This window comes from Clostridium sp. AM28-20LB, from assembly GCF_003480665.1.
GTDB classification, from domain to species: domain Bacteria; phylum Bacillota; class Clostridia; order Lachnospirales; family Lachnospiraceae; genus Otoolea; species Otoolea fessa.
In genome coordinates this window covers 118920-141912 of the sequence record NZ_QUJN01000001.1, presented here as the reverse complement: position 1 = coordinate 141912, position 22993 = coordinate 118920, and the positions used below count along the sequence as shown (strand labels likewise).

At 49.0% G+C, this 22993-nt stretch carries 21 protein-coding genes and 4 tRNA genes; 2 read left to right on the top strand and 23 right to left on the bottom strand.

Annotation, left to right across the window (positions count from 1 at the left end):
• Nucleotides 1-176: 176 nt before the first annotated feature.
• The 5 genes from DW739_RS00675 to DW739_RS00655 form a co-directional block, all read right to left on the bottom strand.
• Nucleotides 177-1934, bottom strand: coding sequence for a S8 family peptidase (locus DW739_RS00675; RefSeq protein ID WP_118742458.1), 1758 nt, complete (start codon nt 1932-1934; stop codon nt 177-179).
• 97 nt (nt 1935-2031) lie between these two features.
• A tRNA-Leu gene (locus tag DW739_RS00670) sits at nt 2032-2115 on the bottom strand.
• Between the two features lie 4 nt (nt 2116-2119).
• Nucleotides 2120-2203: transfer RNA gene (locus DW739_RS00665), tRNA-Leu, on the bottom strand.
• A 166-nt stretch (nt 2204-2369) separates the two neighbouring features.
• A tRNA-Leu gene (locus DW739_RS00660) sits at nt 2370-2453 on the bottom strand.
• A 4-nt stretch (nt 2454-2457) separates the two neighbouring features.
• Nucleotides 2458-2541: transfer RNA gene (locus DW739_RS00655), tRNA-Leu, on the bottom strand.
• A gap of 487 nt (nt 2542-3028) precedes the next feature.
• Between DW739_RS00655 and ychF the strand changes: the two genes are divergently transcribed.
• Nucleotides 3029-4126, top strand: coding sequence for a redox-regulated ATPase YchF (ychF, locus tag DW739_RS00650; RefSeq protein ID WP_118742457.1), 1098 nt, complete (start codon nt 3029-3031; stop codon nt 4124-4126).
• A gap of 373 nt (nt 4127-4499) precedes the next feature.
• Here the strand turns inward: ychF and DW739_RS00645 are convergent, their stop codons facing one another.
• Nucleotides 4500-5111, bottom strand: a complete 612-nt coding sequence (locus DW739_RS00645; RefSeq protein ID WP_117795139.1) for a class I SAM-dependent methyltransferase — start codon at nt 5109-5111, stop codon at nt 4500-4502.
• 56 nt (nt 5112-5167) lie between these two features.
• On the bottom strand, nt 5168-5389 hold the full coding sequence (locus DW739_RS00640; protein WP_107001555.1) for a peptidase M50: 222 nt from the start codon (nt 5387-5389) through the stop codon (nt 5168-5170).
• A gap of 293 nt (nt 5390-5682) precedes the next feature.
• Between DW739_RS00640 and DW739_RS00635 the strand changes: the two genes are divergently transcribed.
• Entirely contained in the window at nt 5683-6126 is a 444-nt protein-coding gene (locus DW739_RS00635) for a hypothetical protein (protein WP_117795137.1), read from the top strand.
• Between the two features lie 150 nt (nt 6127-6276).
• Here DW739_RS00635 and DW739_RS00630 read toward each other — a convergent pair whose 3' ends face one another.
• The 16 genes from DW739_RS00630 to DW739_RS00555 all read right to left on the bottom strand — a co-directional run bounded on the left by DW739_RS00630 (nt 6277) and on the right by DW739_RS00555 (nt 22921).
• A complete protein-coding gene (locus tag DW739_RS00630) occupies nt 6277-7068 on the bottom strand; it encodes an RnfABCDGE type electron transport complex subunit B (protein ID WP_022359780.1) in 792 nt (263 codons plus the stop codon).
• A 15-nt stretch (nt 7069-7083) separates the two neighbouring features.
• Nucleotides 7084-7659: an RnfABCDGE type electron transport complex subunit A gene (locus tag DW739_RS00625; protein ID WP_107001556.1), complete on the bottom strand. Its 576-nt coding sequence runs from the start codon at nt 7657-7659 to the stop codon at nt 7084-7086.
• Nucleotides 7659-8360 carry an electron transport complex subunit E gene (locus DW739_RS00620; protein WP_022359778.1) on the bottom strand — a complete coding sequence of 234 codons (702 nt, stop codon included), beginning with the start codon at nt 8358-8360 and terminating at the stop codon, nt 7659-7661. Before DW739_RS00620 ends, DW739_RS00625 begins: the two co-directional genes overlap by 1 nt.
• Nucleotides 8361-8374: 14 nt before the next feature.
• Nucleotides 8375-8983, bottom strand: a complete 609-nt coding sequence (locus DW739_RS00615) for an RnfABCDGE type electron transport complex subunit G (protein WP_022359777.1) — start codon at nt 8981-8983, stop codon at nt 8375-8377.
• Nucleotides 8983-9924, bottom strand: coding sequence for an RnfABCDGE type electron transport complex subunit D (locus tag DW739_RS00610; RefSeq protein WP_107001558.1), 942 nt, complete (start codon nt 9922-9924; stop codon nt 8983-8985). The genes DW739_RS00615 and DW739_RS00610 overlap by 1 nt, the downstream gene beginning before the upstream one ends.
• Nucleotides 9925-9937: 13 nt before the next feature.
• On the bottom strand, nt 9938-11263 hold the full coding sequence (gene rsxC / locus DW739_RS00605) for an electron transport complex subunit RsxC (protein ID WP_118742456.1): 1326 nt from the start codon (nt 11261-11263) through the stop codon (nt 9938-9940).
• Between the two features lie 375 nt (nt 11264-11638).
• Complete coding sequence (locus tag DW739_RS00600; RefSeq protein WP_118742455.1) at nt 11639-13009, bottom strand: sodium-dependent transporter; 1371 nt, start codon at nt 13007-13009, stop codon at nt 11639-11641.
• Between the two features lie 168 nt (nt 13010-13177).
• Entirely contained in the window at nt 13178-14074 is an 897-nt protein-coding gene (locus DW739_RS00595) for a ribokinase (RefSeq protein ID WP_118742454.1), read from the bottom strand.
• Between the two features lie 60 nt (nt 14075-14134).
• The gene (locus tag DW739_RS00590; RefSeq protein ID WP_117795132.1) at nt 14135-15160 is read right to left on the bottom strand and encodes a LacI family DNA-binding transcriptional regulator; all 1026 of its coding nucleotides are present in this window, start codon (nt 15158-15160) and stop codon (nt 14135-14137) included.
• Nucleotides 15157-16302 carry a M20 family metallopeptidase gene (locus DW739_RS00585; protein ID WP_118742453.1) on the bottom strand — a complete coding sequence of 382 codons (1146 nt, stop codon included), beginning with the start codon at nt 16300-16302 and terminating at the stop codon, nt 15157-15159. Before DW739_RS00585 ends, DW739_RS00590 begins: the two co-directional genes overlap by 4 nt.
• Nucleotides 16303-16327: 25 nt before the next feature.
• Entirely contained in the window at nt 16328-17074 is a 747-nt protein-coding gene (locus DW739_RS00580) for a glutamine amidotransferase (protein ID WP_118472469.1), read from the bottom strand.
• Nucleotides 17075-17105: 31 nt separating this feature from the next.
• Nucleotides 17106-18380, bottom strand: a complete 1275-nt coding sequence (locus tag DW739_RS00575; RefSeq protein ID WP_118467445.1) for an ArgE/DapE family deacylase — start codon at nt 18378-18380, stop codon at nt 17106-17108.
• 32 nt (nt 18381-18412) lie between these two features.
• Entirely contained in the window at nt 18413-19351 is a 939-nt protein-coding gene (locus tag DW739_RS00570; RefSeq protein ID WP_022359767.1) for a nucleoside hydrolase, read from the bottom strand.
• Between the two features lie 41 nt (nt 19352-19392).
• Nucleotides 19393-20343, bottom strand: coding sequence for an ABC transporter permease (locus DW739_RS00565; protein ID WP_243023440.1), 951 nt, complete (start codon nt 20341-20343; stop codon nt 19393-19395).
• Nucleotides 20340-21386: an ABC transporter permease gene (locus tag DW739_RS00560; protein WP_118742452.1), complete on the bottom strand. Its 1047-nt coding sequence runs from the start codon at nt 21384-21386 to the stop codon at nt 20340-20342. The genes DW739_RS00565 and DW739_RS00560 overlap by 4 nt, the downstream gene beginning before the upstream one ends.
• Nucleotides 21383-22921: an ABC transporter ATP-binding protein gene (locus tag DW739_RS00555; protein ID WP_118742451.1), complete on the bottom strand. Its 1539-nt coding sequence runs from the start codon at nt 22919-22921 to the stop codon at nt 21383-21385. Before DW739_RS00555 ends, DW739_RS00560 begins: the two co-directional genes overlap by 4 nt.
• Between the last annotated feature and the right edge of the window lie 72 nt (nt 22922-22993).

Here is a 22993-nt window from a genome sequence, read left to right as displayed (position 1 = left end):
CTTTCCCGATCCATCCAGTGACTCTCTGTATTTCCATTCTTTTATGTCTTTCCATGCTCATTGCATTTTATATCATGTAAATTATACTCTTTTGAGCAGAAAATTCAATTAACACTTTAAATATAATTTACAATTTCATTTATTGTTTTTTGTGCACCTTGCACTTCCTATTGTTTTTACAACGGGAAACTTCGCTCCAGACACAATGCCCCATACCCCACCCGCTCATTCGGATATACCGTCTCCCCCGGCAGACTCCGCGCCCCGCGGATGAGATATGCTTTCAACTTCTCCCCATACAGATAGGGATCGTTCCCATTTACAATCCCCCATTGCATCATCAGCGCCGCCGATCCGGTCACAAATGGAGCGGCAAAGGAAGTTCCTGTCACCGCCTCATATCCGCCGCCTGCACGGGCGGTGATGATATTTACACCAGGTGCCGCCAGCTCTGGTTTGATCGGATGCCCCAATCTTGCAAATCCACGACCGGAAAAATCTGCATACGCCTGCGTGGCGTCATCGTACGCCCCCACCGAGATCGCCCGACTGGCGGTCGATGGGATTGTCAGCGTCGTGTCCGGCGATGCCGCCAAAAAACGTGTTTCCCTGTTCAGTGCCATGCCCGCTGGCAGCCACAGATCATACTGACCATCCCGTATTTCTTCTGGAATCAGACGGATTTTCCAGAGCCCGTCCTGAATGTAGCTTCCTTTTGGAATCAAATCCAGATAAATCTCCTGCGCCTGACTGTATGGACTCGGCATCCCATAATATAGAAGAATCTCTTCCATCTCATAGGAAAGCCGCTGTGCTCCCAATGATTCCCGGATCACCCCGGTGCTGCTGCCGCCCGGGCTGAAAATTTCTACTGAAAACCGGTCCTGATACAATTTCCATAGCTGCACACCGAAGCCCGTCTGATATTCCCCCACTGCAAGCTCTATCTCCACTGGAGATCCCATCTGCAGAAATCCCGCCCGGTGTCCCATGCTGTATCCTTCATTTCCGGTTCCCACGATGATGGAAGTCCGCCCCCGCTCTGCCATCGAATTTAGATACGTCTCCAGCAGGCTGGTTCCGTCATGCGAACCGTATGTATTTCCAAAGCTCAGATTCACCGACACCGGCATCCGCCATTCCTGTGCGATTCCCACCACATAGTCCAACGCCCGCATCAGCTCTGTTGTCCTGGGAAATGAATCCGCAAGCGGCGTTCCAAGCTTCACGACCAGAAGTTCACTCTCCCAGGCTACTCCCCGGTAGTGTCCGCCGCCCTCCCAGCCATTTCCGGCTGCAATCGCCGCAACTGCCGTCCCGTGCCCGCTCACATCCCGCGACTGGACGATCTCGTAAGCGCGTTCCCGGCTGCCCGCCTCCAATGCCCGGTTGAGCTCCTCCCGCGTATAAATCCGGTTCTGCTCCTGATCCCAGAGTGCGGCGATGCGCGTCGTTCCATCTGTGTTTCGAAAATCCGGATGGAAATAATCGATTCCAGAATCGATGATGGCAGTCAATGTGCCGCGACCACTTAAATCAGCATCTCTGCCATACACATTTTGAGAGACTTGATTTCCGCTCTGCACCGGCGCAATACAGGTATCACGAATCGCCCGATTCACCTCAAAATAAAGACGTTTCGGCTTTTCTATATACTCAACCTGTGATAATCCTGCCAGATCATCCACCTGCGATTCAGGGAGCCGCACAATCGCGTAGCCGCCGGAAAGTGGATAAATCTCCGCCTGCGGCAGCTGTTCCTGCAACTTTTCCACAGTTCCATTATATTGAATGATTAATTCCCAGCGTTTCGTATTCTGGTCGTATCCCATCTGAAGTGCCGGGGACTTTTCCCGTTCCGCTTCTGTCGCATCCAAAGATAAGTTTAAAAGGTTTTCTTTTTTCTGGCTCTTGCCATTCACTAATTCACTCATTTTACAGTTTATGCTTATATGGCAAATCCCAGAATCATATTCTATCTATTTTTAACAAAACAAAACCCGGCACATCTCTGTACCGGGCTATCGATCATGCAGAAGAAGGGACTTGAACCCTCATGATGTTGCCATCACACGGACCTGAACCGTGCGCGTCTGCCAATTCCGCCACTTCTGCTCACTGCGGGAGATGGGACTTGAACCCACACGAGCATACACCCACAAGATCCTTAGTCTTGCCTGTCTGCCAATTCCAGCACTCCCGCTTACTGTTTTTCAATTTTCTCTGTCCGATGATTTTCTCACCGACAAAGAGTAGTATAGCACAATTTCATTTAAATTGCAAGCCTGTTTTCCGCAAATTTATATCTGAATTTATTGAATCAGAGTATAGCAAAAACCCGGCACATCTCTGTACCGGGCTATCAGTCATGCAGAAGAAGGGACTTGAACCCTCATGATGTTGCCATCACACGGACCTGAACCGTGCGCGTCTGCCAATTCCGCCACTTCTGCTCACTGCGGGAGATGGGACTTGAACCCACACGAGCATACACCCACAAGATCCTTAGTCTTGCCTGTCTGCCAATTCCAGCACTCCCGCTTACTGCTTTTTATTTTTGCCTGTCGAGTGAGTCACTCACTGACGAAACTTAGTATAGCACAGGCGCTCCGCGAATGCAAGCATTTTTTTGTTTTTTTTATTTTTTTTTATTTGTTCTAATTATTCCTATATTTTTATAGTTTCTTTCTACTGCAAAATCATGTATTTCAGCCCTATCCTACCACTCCGCAGCTCCCTTAAAAAATCCTTTCTTACTTCTTAAACAGGAAAATAGACAACCATTACACATTTCTGGTTACTGTTCACGCATGCGTGCCCAGTAACCATTTCTGCATTCCTATAGCCACAAAATGTCTCCTTTGAGATTGAAAAAGCGCCGTCTTTCTGCTATAATACATAGTTGCATTGATTTCTTTCATTAAAATTAAGAAACATTACAAAAAGGGCGTAAAAAGGCGCAATAAGAAACCGAAAGAAAGGCGGAAATCCTGATAAGCAAAGGGTTTTCGGATAGGTAAATCATAAAATGAAATTAGGAATCGTAGGTCTGCCAAACGTAGGCAAAAGTACACTGTTTAATTCTCTGACCAAGGCTGGCGCTGAGTCTGCCAATTACCCGTTCTGTACCATCGATCCGAACGTCGGTGTCGTACCGGTTCCGGATCCGCGTCTGGGTCAGTTAGCAGCTCTTTATAATTCTGCCAAAATCACTCCGGCTGTGATCGAGTTCGTTGATATCGCTGGTCTGGTAAAGGGCGCTTCCAAGGGCGAGGGTCTTGGAAACCAGTTCCTTGCCAATATCCGTGAGGTAGACGCGATCGTACACGTTGTCCGTTGCTTTGAGGATCCAAATGTTATCCATGTAGACGGCAGCGTCAATCCGCTCCGCGATATCGAAACCATCAACCTGGAGCTTATCTTCTCCGATATGGAGGTTCTGGAACGCCGTATCGCCAAGACGACCAAGAGTGCCATGGGAAATAAGGCTCTGGCCAAAGAACTGGAAACTTTAAAGAAACTGTATGCTCACCTGGAAGATGGCAAACTGGCAAAAAGCTTTGAGCCGGAGGATGAGGATGAACTCGCGTTCATCAATACGCTGGATCTCTTAACCTGGAAACCGGTTATCTTCGCTGCCAACGTATCCGAGGATGATCTGGCAGATGACGGTGCTTCCAATGAATATGTAAAACAGATTCGCGAATTTGCAGCTGAGAACGACAGCGAGGTATTTGTTATCTGCGCCCAGATTGAGCAGGAGATCGCTGAGTTAGATGAAGATGAGAAGAAAATGTTCCTCGAAGATCTCGGTCTGACTGAATCCGGTCTTGAAAAACTGATTGCAGCCAGCTACCGCATTCTTGGCCTTATCAGCTACCTGACTGCCGGTGAAACTGAAACCCGTGCATGGACCATCAAAGTCGGCACCAAAGCACCGCAGGCAGCTGGAAAAATCCACTCCGATTTTGAGCGCGGCTTCATCAAAGCTGAGGTAGTCAACTATCAGGATCTCTTAGACTGCGGTTCCTACAATGCAGCCAGAGAGAAAGGGTTGGTACGCATGGAGGGCAAGGACTACGTGGTGAAGGACGGCGATGTCGTACTCTTCCGCTTCAATGTTTAATATCGTGTCATAAAATCTCAGAAGCTGCCATCCGCTGATCAGATTCCCTTTTTGTAGATTTGGGGTAACTGTTTGGGTCTGCGCATTTACTGCGCTGACCGTACGAAAACATGGGGGATCCTATCAAAGCATATCAACGGATGGCAGCTCTTTTTATTTCTCCCTTTTTACAAAAGTGTGTCTGATGCATACTAACTCATAATTATACGAAACACCACTCTTTTATTCATTTTCTATTCATTTCTGGCTAATGGGTATTCATTTTTACTCTAAGTTGTCGTGCAATTTATTAGATTTGAATTTTTGAAAGAGCCAGCACCTTGAATGGGCTGACTCTTTCAATGTTACCTGTAATTGACAAACTGAAATTTGGCTATTTCGTTGCAACAATACTTATCCAATGATTTTTTGCATTTGAATACGTTTTGATCTCTGTAAAACCCGCTTCTTTCAAAGCGGCAACAAGTTGTTTAGATGTGTAAATCTTCATACCATTGATCATCTTTGTCCATTTTTCATCTGCGGCATTCGTTCCGTCACTCTCGTTACAAATCAGGAATATGCCTTCGCTTTTTAGCACACGGTTGATCTCGGAAAAGCATTTTACTAATCCTGGCCAAAAGTAAACTGTTTCGAAGGCAGAAACATAATCAAAAGTCGCGTCAGAAAAGGGTATAGCAGATACATCTCCTTGAACTACATTACATTTCCCTTGTTTAATGGCGAGGGCGTTCAATTTTTGAGATTCTGCCACACTAACCTCAGAATAATCCATTCCTGTCACGTGGCCATTTCCACATCTATCAAGCCAGACCGCAATATTTGCTCCGCCGCCACAGCCGACGTCCAGAACTTCAGCATCAGACTTCGCGGAGATATTTGAGAATCCCCATTGCGATAATTTGGCGTGACCGCTGTTCATCATCTTCGTCATCAATTTTCCGCCGAAGCCTTGTGGCTTACGGGTATTTTCAAAAAATTTCATTACAGAATTCCTCTTCCACAAATACCGGTTTTCTTAATTCGACAAACCGGTATTGCTCAATCGTTTTTCTCCGTTAGGAGAATATACAATCCATAAATAAAAAGAACAAGGAATAAAACCGTAGGAATCAATAATCCATTTTCTAAAATACTTACAATCATTCTTCCAGGTGGCGTTACCCATTCAGTTGCTGGATTTTGCATTGCCACTATTATCATTCCCACAATACCAACAACACCACTTAATGTTAAAAAACCACCTTTTATATTTCTACTCATAATCATTACCTCCTCGTTAAATACCGATTAGTATAACAGTAGTCTAACACATGTTGTTTAAAAATACTACAGCCAAGCTAATGTCTGTAATTTGCCCTAAAATTTCATTTTATGGAATTTGGACTACTTGATTTTCTAATCGCATACGCAATTTGTGAAATGTATCATTATACTGTTGATACATCAGACACACAAATGTAAATAGGGACTTTTATTTTTATAACAAATCATATTCTTTCATTTTCCCTCAAACCGTCTCATACACTGTACTAAACGAATTCCGGAGCTTTCTTATGAGTTCAAAAACAAAAATTGTCGTACTCCGCATGAAAGAGATTATTTATACTGCTATCTTTATCGGGCTGGGGCTTCTTCTCATCGCGCTTCTCCTCATCATGTTCCGTCCTGGAAGGAAGACACAGAGTGCTTCTGCCCCTGCTGCGGCTGGTATCCACTATCTGCCAGGCATGTACAGTTCTACCCTGACACTTGGCAGCCAGGCAGTCAATGTCGAAGTCACGGTTGATTCCACCCAAATCACCTCTGTTACCTGCCGTCCTTTAAGTGATTCCATCGAAACTATGTACCCGCTGCTCTCTCCTTCCGCTTCGCATCTCTCGGAGCAGATCGTGAGCACGCAGTCGCTTGAAAATCTCTCCTTTGAAAGCGGCAGCCAGTATACCTCACAGGCATTATTAAATGTGATACATACTGCATTAGCAAAAGCAATCCTTTAAATTTCGTATAGCATAACATCAAAAATTTCAAAGAACACCTTCATCGGATGCTTTAGAAAAGCACCTTATCTTTTAACCAAAAAAATCCGGCTGAACCATCTTTTCAAACGGTTCAACCGGACTTTTTATTTCCGTATTCTTTTACGTTATTTACTGAATAACCTTAACCGGGCACTTCGCTGCACAAGCTCCGCAGTTTACGCACTTCTCATAATCGATAACAGCTACGTTGTTATCCATATGGATTGCGTCAAACTTACACTGCTTGGTACACAGCGTACAGCCGATACAGCCAACCTGGCAGGCTGCCTTGACAGCCGGTCCACGATCGTGGGAGCTGCACTGTACCAGATGTTTTGCCTTGTACGGTACCAGGTCGATCAGGTGTTTCGGGCAGGCTGCCACGCAGGCACCACACGCTACACACTTCTCTTTGTCTACAACCGCTACGCCGTCTACCACGTGGATTGCATCGAATTTACATGCCTTCACACAGGTACCGAAACCGGTACAGCCGTAAGAACATGCCTTTGCACCGCCACCCGGTACAACGGATGCCTTCGCACAGTCCTCGATACCATGGTACTCGTATTGTACTTTTGTCTTGTCGCAGGTACCTTTACATTTAACGAAAGCTACCTTCTTCTCAGAGGAACCAGCCTCTACGCCCATGATAGCAGCGATCTTCTCGCCAACCGGAGCACCGCCGACCGGGCAGGCATTAACCGGAGCTTTGCCCTCTGCGATGGCCTTTGCAAGACCATCACAGCCCGGGTAACCACAGCCACCGCAGTTGTTGCCTGGCAGCTCTTCACGAACAGCTGCCTCTTTTTCATCTACTTCAACTTTAAATTTCGCGCCGAACAGACCCAGACCGACACCAACGATGATGCCGACTGCCGCGATCACGACAGCAGCGATAATGATTGAATTCATATCCATTTTCGTCTCCTCCTTCTACAGTAATCCGGAAAATCCGAGAAATGCAATCGCCATCAGACCAGCCGTTACAAGTACGATAGGAGATCCCTGGAAGTTATACGGGATATCATTTCCCTCGATGTGCTCACGGATACCTGCCAGAAGCACGATGGAGATGGTATAACCAACGGCTGTACCAACACCATTTACCACGCTCTGTAAAAATCCATATCCGTTCTGGACGTTTGTCAGGGCAACACCAAGAACGGCACAGTTTGTTGTAATCAGCGGAAGGAATACACCCAGCGCGTTATACAGGGAAACCATGCACTTCTTTAAGAACATCTCAACGATCTGAACCAGTGCTGCGATAACGAGAATGAAAACGATGGTTTTCAGGTAATCGATACCAAGCGGTGCCAGAACGAACTGATAAATCAGGTTTGCAACGATGGATGCGATGGTAATAACGAAGATAACCGCACCACCCATACCAGCTGCTGTTTCAACTTTTTTGGATACGCCGACGAAGGAGCAGATACCGAGGAACTGGCTCAGTACGACGTTGCTGACCAGCGCCGAGCTTATCGCAATAATAAGTAATTCTTTCATCACTTCTCCTCCTGTTCCTTCTTAACTTCTGCATCATGACCAGCACAGCTTAAGCAGTCGCCGCTGCAGCAGCCACCCTTCTTCTTCTCTTTTACGGAACCGTTTGTTGCACACGGCATCTTCAGACGATTCTGAAGAGCAGTCAGGCAAGCCAGTACGAAGAATGCACCCGGCGCCAGGATGAAGATTGAGATCGGCTGATAGGAAGCCGGCATAATCTGGATACCAAAGATAGTACCTGCACCCAGAAGCTCACGGAAAGAACCGATGAGTGCCAGAGCAACTGTAAATCCAAGTCCCATACCGATACCGTCAAATGCAGACAGGATCGGACCGTTCTTCATAGCATATGCCTCGGCACGGCCAAGGATGATACAGTTAACTACGATCAGCGGAATGTAAAGTCCCAGGGAAGCATATAAGCTTGGAACGAAACCTTCCATCAACATATCTACGATGGTTACGAAGGATGCTACGACTACGATCTCTGCCGGCAGACGCACGCCGTCCGGAATGATCTTACGAAGCAATGCAATCAGAAAGTTCGCCGCAATCAGTACGGCGGTTGTCGAAAGTCCCATGCCGACACCGTTGATGGCGGAAGTGGTTACCGCCAGGGTCGGACACAGACCCAGCATCTGAACGAAAATCGGGTTTTCTTTCCAGATACCGTTATATAAGCGCTCTACATATTTATTCATAATCTTTCCACCTCCTACTGTGCCAGGCAGTTAGCCACGAAATAGATAGCTGCATCTGTCGCGTTGGTGACTGCCTTGGAAGTGATCGTTGCACCACTGATGGCTTCAATCTGATTATCTGCAGACGCGCCTGTCTTTGTAACTTCCAGGTTCTCAGCTTTCTTGCCGATAAACTGATCCTTGAAATCCGGTTCTTTGGCTCTCATACCAAGACCTGGCGTATCGCTGATGCTTAAGAAACCGATACCGGTCAGCTCGCCCTCGTTGGTGATACCAACTGCGATCTGCACGTTGCCGCCGTAGCTCTCTGCGGAGGTAGAGGTAATCAGGTAACCGATCTGATTGCCGCTTGCATCCAGCGCTTCTTTTGCATCATTGATGGTAACTTTTCCAAATCCCCACTCAGAGATGCTGTCCGCTGCAGCAGTTACTGCGTCAGCCAGCTCCTGCGGTTCATCAAAGCTTGCCGCATCCGGGTAAACTTCCTGATAAGTTTTAGTAGCTGCTGCCTCCTGTGCCTGTGCAATCGGATCCAGCGTAATATCATGTACTGTTCCCAGACAGATACCAGCTACCAGAGTAATAACGAAAAGGATGATTGTATTTTTGATAATCTGGTTCATTATTTCTTCTGACCTCCTTTTCCAAATGCTGTCGGAAGCGTATAGCGCTCAATCAGCGGTACCAGCAGGTTGCTGAAGATGATCGCATAGGAAACGCCCTCCGGAGAAGCACCCCAGAGACGGAAGATTCCGGTTACGATTCCGAGGATCAGTCCGTATACGATCTGTCCCTTCGGAGTCAGAGGACTCGTTACATAATCGGTTGCCATAAAGAATGCACCGAAGATAAGACCACCTGCACAGATCTCACTGAGAGAATAGGTCAGGTTGAATCCGCCAAACAGGAATGTAAATACAAATACGGTTCCAATGTAAATCAGCGGGATAACCGGGCTGATAACTTTGCGGACTACCATGTAAATCGCACCAATCAGCAGGGCAATTACAGATACCTCACCGATAGTTCCCGGGATACGTCCGATTACCAGGGATGCCAGATCCACTGTCTCACCGGCTCTTAACTGTGCCAGCGGAGTTGCACCTGTCAGACTGTCAAATCCAAGCTTTGCGGATGAGAAGTTATTCATAAACAGAGCGAAGGAAGTCAGAAGGAAACATCTGGCTGCCAGTGCCGGGTTCATGAAGTTCTGTCCCAGACCACCGTAAAGCTGTTTTACAACGATGATTGCAAAGAATGCACCAAGAACCGGGATCCAAACCGGGATTTCCGGCGGCATATTCAGTGCAAGAATCATGCCGGTAACAACTGCACTGCCGTCCGAAATCGTAATCGGCTTGTGCATTAATTTCTCATAAAGATACTCGGCTGCCACACTGGCGATCACGGTAGCGATCAGAACCAGAAGTGCATTCATGCCGAACTGCCATACACCATAAACACTGGCAGGAATCATGGCGATCACAACGTCAAACATCAGGCGCTGTGTCGTAACTCCGTCACGAACGTGAGGTGATGACGATACTTTTAATAATTTTTCCATTTCTTCCCACCTCCTACTTTCTGCGGCTGGCTGCTACTGCCTTACGCATCTCTTTGAATGCCTGGGTCAGCGGCCGTCTTGCCGGACAAGCATATGCACAGCATCCGCACTCAACGCATTCCATGCCGTTTAAGCTCTGGAATTTCTCAAGATCGTGAGCCGTAGATGCTTTCATCATCAGCGGAGGTACAAGGTGCTCCGGACAAACGCCTACACAGCGTCCGCAGCGGATACATGCTGACGGCTCCATCGCTGCTACCTGATCCTTGGTAAAGGTGGTCAGCGCAGATGAAGTCTTCGCTACCGGGAAGTCAAGGCTGAAAAGAGCCTGTCCCATCATAGGACCACCAGAAATCATCTTCTCCGGCTCCTGTTTAAAGCCGCCTGCTGCCTCTACCAGTCTCTGATAGTTGGTACCAAGACGTACCTCAAAGTTCTGCGGCTCTGCAATGGCATCACCGGTTACCGTAATGATCTTGCGGATCAGCGGAGTTGTCTTGCATACTGCATTATAAATAGAAGCAACGGTATCAATATTGTCTACGATACAGCCTGCATCTGCCGGCAGCATGGAAGAATTGATCTCACGTCCTGTCACTGCATAGATAAGTGTACGCTCACCACCCTGCGGGTACTTGGTAAGCAGCGGACATACTTCGATTCTCGGCTCGTCCTTTACCATCTCCGTCAGCTTCTTGATAGCCTCCGGCTTGTTGTTCTCGATACCGATAACACCCTTCGCATTGTCAAACAGCTGAAGCATAACCTTCAGGCCGCCGATAATCTGCTCCGGACGCTCCATCATGGTACGATAGTCACTGGTTAAGTACGGCTCGCACTCTGCACCGTTGACGATAACGTAATCAATTGCGTTCTCATCTTTCGGAGTAAGCTTTACATGTGTCGGGAAACCAGCGCCGCCCAGGCCGACGATACCGGCATCCTTAACGATCTTACGGATCTCTTCTTTCGACAGCTTTGTTGCATCTCTGTCTGTTCCGAAGCCCTCAATCGCCTCTTCCTCACCGTCATTCTCCACCAGGATTGACTGAACCATTGCACCATTAGCAACCAGCTTGGACTCGATTCCCTTTACCGTACCGGAAACAGAACTGAGTACGTTTGCGGAAATAAATCCGCCTGCCTCTGCAATGATCTGGCCTTTCAGCACGTGATCGCCCTTCGCTACCAGTGGTTTCGCAGGTGCGCCAATGTGCTGGGACAGCGGATAAACCATAACCTCGCCCTGTAACGGCTCGAGATACTTGATCGGCTTATCCTCAGACAGTTCTTTTCCCTCAAATGGATGAATGCCGCCTATAAATGTAGCCAAACCCATCAATTAAACCCTCTTTCTCTTACTAAATTTTCCTTCATCCTCCACCCATTCACCTCCCGTCAGATGCCTTTTCTGCCGAAATTGTGAAAATATTATCGGGCGTAGGAGCTAGAATCTACCGCGTATAGTATAACACAGGTAAAAAAAATTCACAATTGAAAAATGAATCTTCTGCCCCCTTCACTCTGTATAAAAATTAATACAAATGGTTATAATATAGCTTTTGTTTATACAGAATTAACAAAACTGTGTAAAAATCCCGTAAAACTTTCCCTTAAATACTATGTCAATAGCCTTGGCGAAAAAAGGAAAGTCCGGCGGAGTTTGCCTCTGCCGGACTTTCCTTTTTTCTCGTTACCTAAAGAGCTGCACAGTCTACTGGAAAAACTTACTCCAGTACCCCTGCACAAAAATAAACAGCACAATCAGTGGAATGACATACGTCACATACGCTCGCACCTGGCGCGGGAACTTCACGCCTTTTCCCTCATTTGCCTCCTTGAGAAAATTCTCAAATCCCCATCCATACCGGCTGGTACAGAACATCAGATAAACGAGACTTCCGAGTGGAAGCAGGTTGTTGCTGACGATGAAATCCTCGAGATCCAACACGTTGCTGCCCTCTCCGAACGGCATGAAACCACTCCAGAGATTGAAACCCAGCACGCACGGAAGCGACAGGACCGCAATCACCACCAGATTGACGCAGACTGCCTTTTTGATCGAACAGCCAGTCAGATCCGTTGCAAAGGATACGATATTCTGGAATACCGCTGTGACCGTTGATGCCGCCGCAAAGGTCATAAAGACAAAGAACAGCGTGCCCCAGAAACGTCCGCCTGCCATGTGGTTAAATACATTCGGCAGCGTGATGAAGATCAGGCTTGGTCCCTGTCCTGCCTCGATGCCGTAAGCCGCGCATGCCGGGAAAATGATAAGTCCTGCCATAAACGCTACCAGCGTGTCAAGGACCAGTACATTGATTGCCTCGCCGGTCAGGCTGCGCTCTTTATCGATATAACTTCCAAAAATCGCCATCGCACCGATACCGATACTCAACGTGAAGAACGACTGTCCCAGCGCCGCAAATACGACCTTGCCGACACCAACCTCCTGAATCTTGCCAAAATCCGGCTTTAAGTAAAATTCAAGTCCCGGACGTCCGCCTTCCATCCGCACCGAATTGATTGCCAGCACAACCATCAGGACTAACAGGCAGACCATCATCATCTTTGTGATCTTCTCAACGCCGTTCTGGAGTCCCATCGCACAGATGGAAAAACAGAATACAACACAGAGCAGCATAAATACCGTCATCAGTCCCGGATTTGCCAGTACAGAGCCAAACTCCCCTGCTACACCGTCCGCATCCAGACCCACGAAATCGCCTTTCGCCATCTTGAACACATACAGCAGAAGCCATCCGGCTACCGTCGTATAAAACATCATCAGGACATAGTTGCCCGCCATCGCGAACCATTTTTCAAAATGCCACTTAGTACCCTTTGGCTCCAGCACATCAAATGAAAGCGCCGCACTCTTCTGGCTCGCTCTGCCGACCGAGTATTCCATAACGATGATCGGAAGACCTAAAAGCACCAGAAATGCCGCATAAATCAGTACAAACGCCGCGCCGCCATACTGACCGACAATGTACGGGAATCTCCACACATTTCCCAGACCGATCGCACAGCCCGCGGAAATCAGGATAAATCCCAGCCGAGAGGAAAAACGTTCTCTTCCCATTTCTACTTACCTTCTCCTTTTTTATTTCTACAGGCCCACACTGACAAGAGTCAGACGGGCGCAAAAAGAGGCGCCTCCGCAAATCCCGGTACCAGCCCGAATTTCGGAAACGCCACCAAATGGTATTTTACTATATTCTGTTTTAAAAGACAAGTTTTCAGGTGCTTTTTATCCTTCAAACGTCTCGACTTCCTCCCGGTTCGGCACCGACGGAGCTGCTCCTGGGCGGGAAACGGCGATCGCTGCCGCTTTTGCCGCATGTTCCAGCGCCGTCTTCGGGTCTTCACCGAGCTGTAAGCCGCCGATAAAATAACCGGTAAATGTATCGCCTGCCGCTGTCGTGTCCACAACCGGCACTTTATAGATTCCCTGACGAAGGACTGTGTCGCCATCGCGGTACACGGAACCATCGCCGCCGAGTGTCAGGACAATCTTCGCCTCCGGGAATCGTTTTACCAGTCCGTTCATCAGCGCCTGCGGATCTTTGGTTGCCTCAATGCCGCAGATATCCGACGCCTCCACCTCATTTAATAAGAAGTAATCCACATATTCCAGCGGATAGGACAGGATCTTCGCATTCATCGGGGACGGATTCAGAACGATCTTCATGCCTTTTTCATGGGCTTTCTCCATGATATAGCCGTTCTCGCTGATCTCATTCTGTAAAATCAGGAAATCGTCCGCCTCAAACTGTGTCAGGACGCGATCCACCATTTCCTTCGTGATCCGCTGGTTGGCACCGCCATACAGCAGAATGCAGTTCTGCCCTGCCGGATCTTTCTGGATGATCGCGTGTCCTGTCTGCCCGTCGAGATGCTCGATCAGCTCCGTGTGGACGCCCGCCTTCTTCATCTGCTCGATAAGGAAATCTCCATCCCCGGATCCGACAGCTCCGGCGTGCCATACGTCTGCGCCCGCCTTGCTCAGCGCGATCGACTGATTCAGCCCTTTGCCGCCGCTGAATACCTGCAGCGACTCGGAGGACATCGTCTCTCCCGCTCTTACAAAATGATCCACCTGATACGTATAATCAATATTCAGTGAACCAAAATTCAATACCTTCACTCTGCTCCCCTCCTTGACCAATTCCTTCAAAATCTGCCGCCGGCATCTTTGATGTATCGCTTAAGACGGCTGTATTCGCGCCGTACTCTCCCGTACTACCAGTTCCGGCGCAAAGATCACCTTGCTCTCCGGTCTTTTATGTTCCCGTATCTGTTTCAGAAGCAGCCTTACCGCCTCTCTTCCCATCTCCCGTACCTGCTGCCGTATCGTTGTCAGCGGCACCTCCAGCATCCGGGCATAGAAAACGTCATCGTATCCGACGACCGAAACATCTTCCGGCACTTTCTTTCTATATTCCTTGAGTTTTCTGCATACGCCATACGCTGAAGCGTCGTTGCAGGCGAAAATCGCCGTAAAATCCTGTGAAATGAGCTGTTCGACTGCCGCCGCGCCGCCCTCCTGCGTATACTCGCCGACACAGACGAGACGTTCATCCACCGGAATTCCCGCCTCCTCCATCGCCCGGCAGTAGCCATGGTAACGCGCCTCCGAATCCATCTGGGTCGCATGCGGTCCCACGACGCAGGCAATCCGCCGGTGTCCAAGACTTAACAGATGGCGCGCCGCCAGATAACCGCCGATCTCATGGTCGGTACCGACCGCCGGACAATTCCGAAGCTCCGGGATCCGGTCAACTACCACATAGGGTATGTGGATCGATTCCAGATAATCAATCTCCTCCGCCGCCATCTCCCGCGTATTATCTTTAGCCATGATAAACACAATGCCGTCCGCGCCTTTATCCGCCAGAAGATCGATATACTCGCGATCCCGGTCATAATTATCATTCGTGTTGCAGAGAATCACACTCCAACCATTTTCGCGGCACGCCTCATCGATCGCGCGCGCCATATTGGCAAAATATACATTGGAAATATCCGGGACGATAAATCCTATGGTCTTGCTCTGCCGCTTTACCAGACTGACCGCGAGCTGGTTCGGACGATAATTCAGTTCCCGCGCCTTCGCTAGGATCTGATTCTTTGTCTCATCCGAGATCTTATATCCTTTTCCATTGAGAACCAGTGAGATTGTCGTCACAGAAAAACCAGTCTCAGCGGCAATATCCTTGATGGTTGCCCTCACTCATCCACCTCCGATGCGATCAGATCCATGAGAACCTGAATGGATTTCTGATATTTTTCTATCTCGACCCGCTCATTTGGCTTATGCGCCATGCCTGCCTCGCCCGGACCAAATAAGAGAACGGCTGCATCCAGCTTGTGTTCCACCAGGATCGAAGCATCTGTAAAGAAATTAATCCCAGTCGTCTCCACCGGAAGCCCTTTTTTCTCCAGTCCCTTCGAGAGCTGTTTCACAAGCGGATGGGATTCTCCAATCTCGATCGCCCGTCGGTCATTGACAATCCGGCAGCTGACGCGGAATTTTTCTTCTGATGTAACGGAACGCGCCGCCGCAAACGCCTCCGCCTGACCGACTACCATCTGGCTTGTCAGTCCCGGTGTCATACGGATATCCATGAGAATCCGGCAGTTATCCGGCGTCATATTTGGCGCCACGCCGCCGGAAATCTGCGTTACCTGCGCGGTTGATGCGCCGAGAACCGGGTGTGTGAAGCTTTTCACATATGTTTCAATCTCACCTGTCAGCGCCATCGCCTGTTCCACGGCATTGCAGCCCTCCTGCGGGTATGCCCCGTGGCTCGTCTTTCCGTGTGCTTCTATCTCCAGCCACAGGCAGCCTTTCTGCGCCACGCCCAGTCTGCATCCCGTCGGTTCTCCTATCAAAAGCGTTCCAATCGACGTCTCCGGGACTTCCTTTAAGATCTCTCTGGCGCCGATGCCGCCCTTTTCCTCATCACAGGTTCCGAGGAAGTGGATCGTACGCGGCACCGGACGACCGGATTTTTTATATTCACAGAGCGCGTACACCATCGCGGCAAGCCCACTCTTCATATCGCTGGCACCGCGGGCATAGAGAAAACCGTCCCGTTCCACCGGAACCGCCGGGTCAGTCTTCCATTCTCCGGTATCTCCGTAAGGAACCGTGTCCAGATGCCCGTTCCAGAAGATCGGAGCGTCATCCGACTCCCCCTCAAGCTCCGCCAGCACATTGGCATGTGTCGCGTCAATCCGCTGTATATGTGCAGAAATTCCCGATTGTTCGAAATACTTGCACAAATATTCTGCCACTGCTCCCTCGTCATCCCGTCCATTGACACTCCGAATGGTCAGAAGCTCTTTTAAAAGTTCCACCGCTCCGTCCATACGCGCTCTCCTTTTTCCTGCTATCTTATTTCTGAATCAGCCAGTCTGCGATATTCTGCCACAATTTATTGTAGTATTCCCACTCGCAGAATTCCGGCGGTGCCCAGTGCGGTGCACAGTCGGTTGTGACAACACCGCTGCGCCCTTTTCCATAAGAAGCAAACGCGATAAACGGATCGCCCTCTACAGTAACCGGAACCTCTGCCTCCGGTTTTGCGATTACCTTATTGTAACCGAGAACCTCCGGCCAGTCGGTCGGAATGCCCTTTAAAGCTTCATGCTCGCCCACGGTTACCGGTTTTACACCCTCGCAGTGTTCCATACGGTCATCGACCGTCAGAACCTCGACTGGAAGAACCTCCTGTACGGCTGTGTCATGCCATTTGCCCTTTGCATCCACGCCGGAGAAGGTCAGATAGCCGCCGACCATCAGAAGAGCGCCGCCATCGTTGACATAGTCGCGGATCAGATTGCAGCGGTTCGGCATTTTCTCACTACGGTTAAACGTAGCACCCGGCAGAAGCAGGGTGTTCGCTCCGATATCGGACAGAATTACCAGATCATACTGTTTCAGTTCTTCCATTGTAAATGGAAATTCTTCATTTGCCAGATGGTTTGGAAGGAATGTCACCTCATAACCACCTGCCTCAAGGGCTGCTTTCAGCCATTTTTCACCGGTTTCATAGGTAGAAGTGTAAAATGAATCAAATCCCTTAACATGGGTTGTATAGCTCATCCAGGACTCGCCTGCCAGTAAAACTTTCTTGCTCATGTTTTTATCTCCTTATATATTTATCAATTCCTTATTTCTTCTCTCCCCAGGAAAGAATCAGTTTCGCATACACCAGAATCGCTTCCAGATAGGAATCGAGCTTCAGCCACTCATCCACGGTATGGCACTGTGCGCCCTCGCCCGGTCCGTACTGGATCGTCGGGCATCCGGCAATGTTGCGCCACAGGCGGGAATCACAGCCAAAATGGGATCCTTCCACCTTCACGCTGCGCGAAAGTGCCTCACTGTACGCCTCCTTAAAGGTGTCTACCAGCGGATGATCCTCCTCCATCTCAAACCCGTGTCCGGTCTGGTAAATGGAAATCTTCGGCGGATGTGCCTCCATCCACGCATCGGAACGGCTGATCCGCTCAACGACCTCTGTAAATTCCTTTACAACCATATCCTGATTCATCAGGGTCGGAACATAGTGGACGCAGGTAGAAAAACTGCACTCGCCCGGCACGGTAGAACCGGCGGTTCCACCCTCGATCACGCCAATATTTAAGCTCGGCGGCGGAAGCAGGCGGTGGCGGATCGTCAGAAGCCAGCGGTGCTCCATCTCATTTAACCCCTGAATTACTTTGATCGCCTTCTCGATCGCGCTGACGCCCTCGGCTTTTGCACCGGAATGGCACGCTTTTCCTTCAAAATCAACCTTAAAGAATACCCAGCCCATATGCGCCAGAATCAGGGTATCGTCGGTCGGCTCGCAGTTGACAACGCCGTCGGCTTTCAGACCGCGCATTACCGCCTGGATCGAGCCATTGCCTCCGCCTTCCTCGTCACACACGGAGGTAATTGTCACATCGCCCGGCAGCTCATACCCGGCATCCTGCAAAAGCTTTACCGCCATCACCGATGCCATCAGACCGCCCTTCATATCCGTGCAGCCGCGTCCGTACATCTTGCCATCCCGAATTACCGGCTCAAACGGCGGGTTCGTCCAGCCGTCTTCCATCTCCGCCGGCATAACGTCAATATGACCGTTAAATAACAGGCTTTTTCCGCCCTGTTTTCCTTTAAATGTCGCATAGACATTGGCACGGTCGGTCTGGTTGTGCCCCAGGTTTCCTTCCTGATGCTTTTTGTAGCTTTCCTGAATCACAGCCTCATCCATCGGATCCACCGTGATCTCGTCGGCTCCCATCGATTCAAACAGGTTTACCATATACTCCTGTCCCTGTTTCTCCAGACCACCGTCGATTCCGTGCCCTAAGTCATGAGTATCAATTCCCACCAGATTCTTGAGTTCTTCGATATATTTCTCTTTGTTCTGCTCTAAAACTTCTTTCAGGTCTCTCATCTATATCTGCCTCCGAACACAAGTATTATGAACTATGCCTCGCTGTATCTTCTCAGCCCTGCCTCAACGATATCCCAGAACTTCGCCGCATCGATATCGATCGCTACGTTTGCAGTCGGCTCCTGTCCGCCGTAACCGAAGAAATCGCAGTTAGTACGTCCGTAGGACTGGACGCTGCGGATGTCAATGTCCACATGCATCGGTTTCAGGGTCACAACGCTCGGATCAATCAGCCATGCGATCGTAACCGGATCGTGCAGAGGTCCGCCTTCCCAGCCAAATACCTCTTTCTGGGTCTTGCAGAAGAAGCGCATCAGATCCGCAAAGAGCTTGGATGCCTTATTGCCTATCTTCTCCATCCGGTCAACGATCTCCGGATAGCACAGTACCTTGCGGGTAACATCCAGACCCATCATCGTGATTGGGCGTCCGCTGGTAAAGCATACATATGCTGCATCCGCATCGGCGATGATATTGAACTCTGCTGCTGGAGTTACGTTACCATTGGTATACGCGCCTCCCATCAGGACGATCTGTTTGATCTTCGGAATAATCGCCGGTTCCATCCGCATCGCCATCGCCAGATTGGTCATCGGACCGGTTGTCACCATCGTGATATCGCCGTCGGACTCCATCAGGGTTTTGATGATGAAATTGACTGCATGCTCTTTCTCTAATTCTTTTGTCAGCGGCGGGAAAACCGGACCATCCAGCCCTGTTTCACCGTGGATATCGCCCGCTATCATTTTTTCACGCACCATCGGCTGTCCGCAGCCCGCATACACTGGCACATCCACACCGAGCCACTGGCACACATTTCTCGCATTAATCTGCGTTTTCTCCAGCGTCTGGTTGCCTGCTACGACTGTAATACCTAACAGATCGATCTTGTCACTGTTCGCCGCCAGCGTGATCGCGACCGCGTCATCATGTCCCGGATCGCAGTCAAGAATAATTTTTGTCTTTTCCATCTGATTATGTCCTCCTTATAGTGTTTTATCTTTCTTCATCATCAGCTTCCCACATGCAGGGAAGATTCTCTCTTCTTGTTGGTTGAAATCTTCGCAATCATGGAAATTGCCAGTACCGCAATGGTCACGATATACGGCATCATCAGAACGAACTGGGATGGAATGCCATATGCCTGGAGACGGGCACCGACGGAATCTGAAAATCCAAAGAGCAGACAGCCCAGTGTGGTCAGAACCGGGTTCGCGCCGCCGAAATACATGGCTGCAACGCCCATGAAACCACGGTTATTGGTCATGTTCTCGATAAACTGGGTACTGTATCCCAGGGAAAGATGTGCACCTGCCAGACCACCGATGAGACCAGAAAGCAGCATCGCCTGATATTTGATTGCATTTACCTTGATACCTGCCGTCTTGGCTGCTTCCGGAAACTGCCCCACCGCACGCAGACGCAGTCCCCATACAGTCTTATAAAAGAAGAACTGAAGCAGAATAATCAGAACGATGGCAAACCACTCGGTCACACACCAGTTGTTAAACAGGTCGCCAACCACCGGCAGATTGTCTAAAAATCCGAGCGACACACGCGGAATTGCTTTGATGTCCGGGCTGGAAAAACTGCCGGTGCTGTGGAAGATCGCATTTACCATGAATTTTGTGAGCGCCAGCGCCAGCAAGTTGATACCCATACCGATCGCACAGATCTCAGAGTTATAACGGATGTGACCGACCGCCATGATCATCGCAATCACAGCACCCGCGATCATCGCCGCGATGATACCTAACAGCCAGCTTCCGGTAAAGTAGCTGACCGCTACTGCTGTAAAAGCACCTACCAGCATGATACCCTCAGTACCGATATTTAAGATATTGGCCTGCTGGGTGATTGCCGCACAAAGAGCGGCAAAGATGATCGGAGTCGCTGAACGAAACGTTGCATAAATCAGCGACGCATTAAAGATTTTATCAAAATTCTGCATTATCGCATTCATGCCTTATCCTCCTTCTTCCCCTCCGTTTTCTTTTTACGTTTCTTTGTAAACTGGAATGCAGTCTCCATGGTCGCTATGATAATGAAAACTGCTGTAATGGTATCAACCAGCGATTTTGGTACACCGGTTGACTGCTGCATTCCCATAGCACCTGATTTTAAAACTGCCAGGAAAAATGCCATAAATGGAGTTGAAACCATGCTGTTCTTTACAATCAGAGCTGCCAGCATACCATTGCTTCCAAGTCCAGTTGCGAAGTTGTTCAGGAAATATCCGTGAACACCCAGAACCTCGATGCAGCCTGCCATGCCGCCTAACATACCGGAAAGCATCATAGCACCGACAAATACCTTTTTGGAATCAATTCCCACATAATCCGCATGGGTCGGATTCAGGCCGACGGTACGGATCTTGTAGCCCCAGCTGCTTTTCTGAAGCATAAAAATAATCACAATCACGGTGATGGCTGCGATGAAAATACCAACGTTGACACTGCTGGGTTTCATAAACTGATACAGTCTTACCGTAACCGGCAGGGACTGAGCATTAGCAGTACCAGCACTCATAGGTCCGCTGACCAGATAAGATGTGATATAAAGGGCTACTGTGTTCATCAAAATGGTGGTACATACTTCATTTACATTATAATAGGCACGCAAAATCGCCGGAATAAAGGCCCAGGCAGCTGCTACCACCATCGCACCTACGAAGCAGGCCACATACAGAGCCGGCTTCGGAAGGAAGGTCCAGTTGATGCCGATATAAGCAGCTGTGATACCGCCCAAGAAAACCTCGCCCTCAACACCTACGTTAAAAGCACCTGCTTTTGCTGCAACTGCAAAGGCAATGGATGTCAGCAGCAGCGGAGTAAATCCTGCCAAGGTTGTGCCCAGACGGAGCTTTCCGTCAAAAGCACCGCGGAACAGCGCCGCATATGCATCAATGGGATTTTCCCCGATGGCTATGATAAACAGCGCACCGACACCCATCGCAACGAGTATCGTAATAAGAATCCTTCGAATACCATTTAATGTCTGATTCATACTGCTGCTTCACCGTCCTTCCCTGTGTCTGTACCGCCCATCATAAGCAGACCCAGATTGTTTTCATTGGCCTCGTCGGCCCTCATCTCGCCGGTAATTTTACCTTCATGGATAACTACGATACGATCCGAAAGGGAGATAATCTCTTCCAATTCTGCCGAAACCAACAGAACACCGGCGCCTGCCTTTTTCGCCTTTTCCAGGGTATTTCGAATCAGTTCGATGGCACCGATATCTACACCTCTGGTAGGCTGGGATGCTACCAGAAGCTTATTGCCAAGAGATACCTCCCGGGCTACTACGACCTTCTGTGCATTGCCGCCGGATAAGGAGGATGTAGGAAGACTATAATCCGCCGGGCGTATATCAAACTGTTCTACCATTTCTTTTGCATAGGTATCCTGTCCTGATTTATTCATCATAATGCCCTTGGTAAATGGAGGCTGATCCAGGCGGACTGCGATCAGATTTTCCTCGATGGTCATGGCACGGTTCAGACCTCTTGTATTTCGATCCTCCGGAATATGGGAAAGACCGCTCTCTCTCACTTTTCTTGGACTCTGATTCGTAATATCCTTGCCGCAAAGAAGGATCTTGCCCTTCTCTACCTTGCGGAGTCCGGTGATCGCCTCAACCAGCTCACTCTGTCCATTTCCATCGATACCTGCCACGCCGACAATCTCACCGGCCTTGACATGCAGGGACATGCCCCGGATCTTCGATGTCTCCTTCTGGCTGGGAATCCACACATCCTGAACCTCCAGAATCGTATCTCCCGCCTCAGAATAAGCCTTATCAATGTTTAAGAATACTTCACGTCCGATCATTCGTTTGGTCAGATCCAGCGGAGAAGTTTCCTCTTTATTAACAGTGCCCATATATTGTCCCTGACGCATCACAGAGATGCGGTCTGATATTGCCATAACTTCATTCAGCTTATGAGAAATAAAGACAAGGGATTTTCCATCCTGTTTCAGATTGTTCAGGATTTCAAACAGACGTTCTGCCTCCTGAGGGGTCAGAACCGCTGTCGGCTCATCCAGAATGATGATATCAGCACCTCGCATCAATGTCTTGATAATCTCGACACGCTGCGCTTCACCTACTGAAATCTGGCTTACCTTCTTATCCAGCTGCACGTCCATATGATACTGTTCAATATACTTTTTAACTTCTTTTCTTGCCTTGTCAAAGTCAATTGTCAATCCCTTTTTCGGTTCAAATCCCAGAATAATATTCTCCAGAACCGTCAGCTCATTCACCAGCATAAATTCCTGATGGACCATGCCGACACCGTGCTCAATTGCAAGCTTCGGTGTGATGGTTCCCATCGGTTCACCTTTGACGATAATCTCGCCCTCGTCAATGGGATACATGCCGTACAGAAGCTTCATCATGGTGGATTTACCAGCTCCATTTTCACCAATCAGAGAATGAATCTCGCCCTTTTTCAGAGTAAATTCACCATGCTTTACCGCCTGAACCTGCCCGAAATTTTTGACAATTCCTTTCATCTCCACTACGTATTCGTTCATTCGATCACCCTCTCGTCCGGAAATGCCTGACGGCTCTTTCCAAGAAAAAACATTTTGTTGAAAATGAAGGGG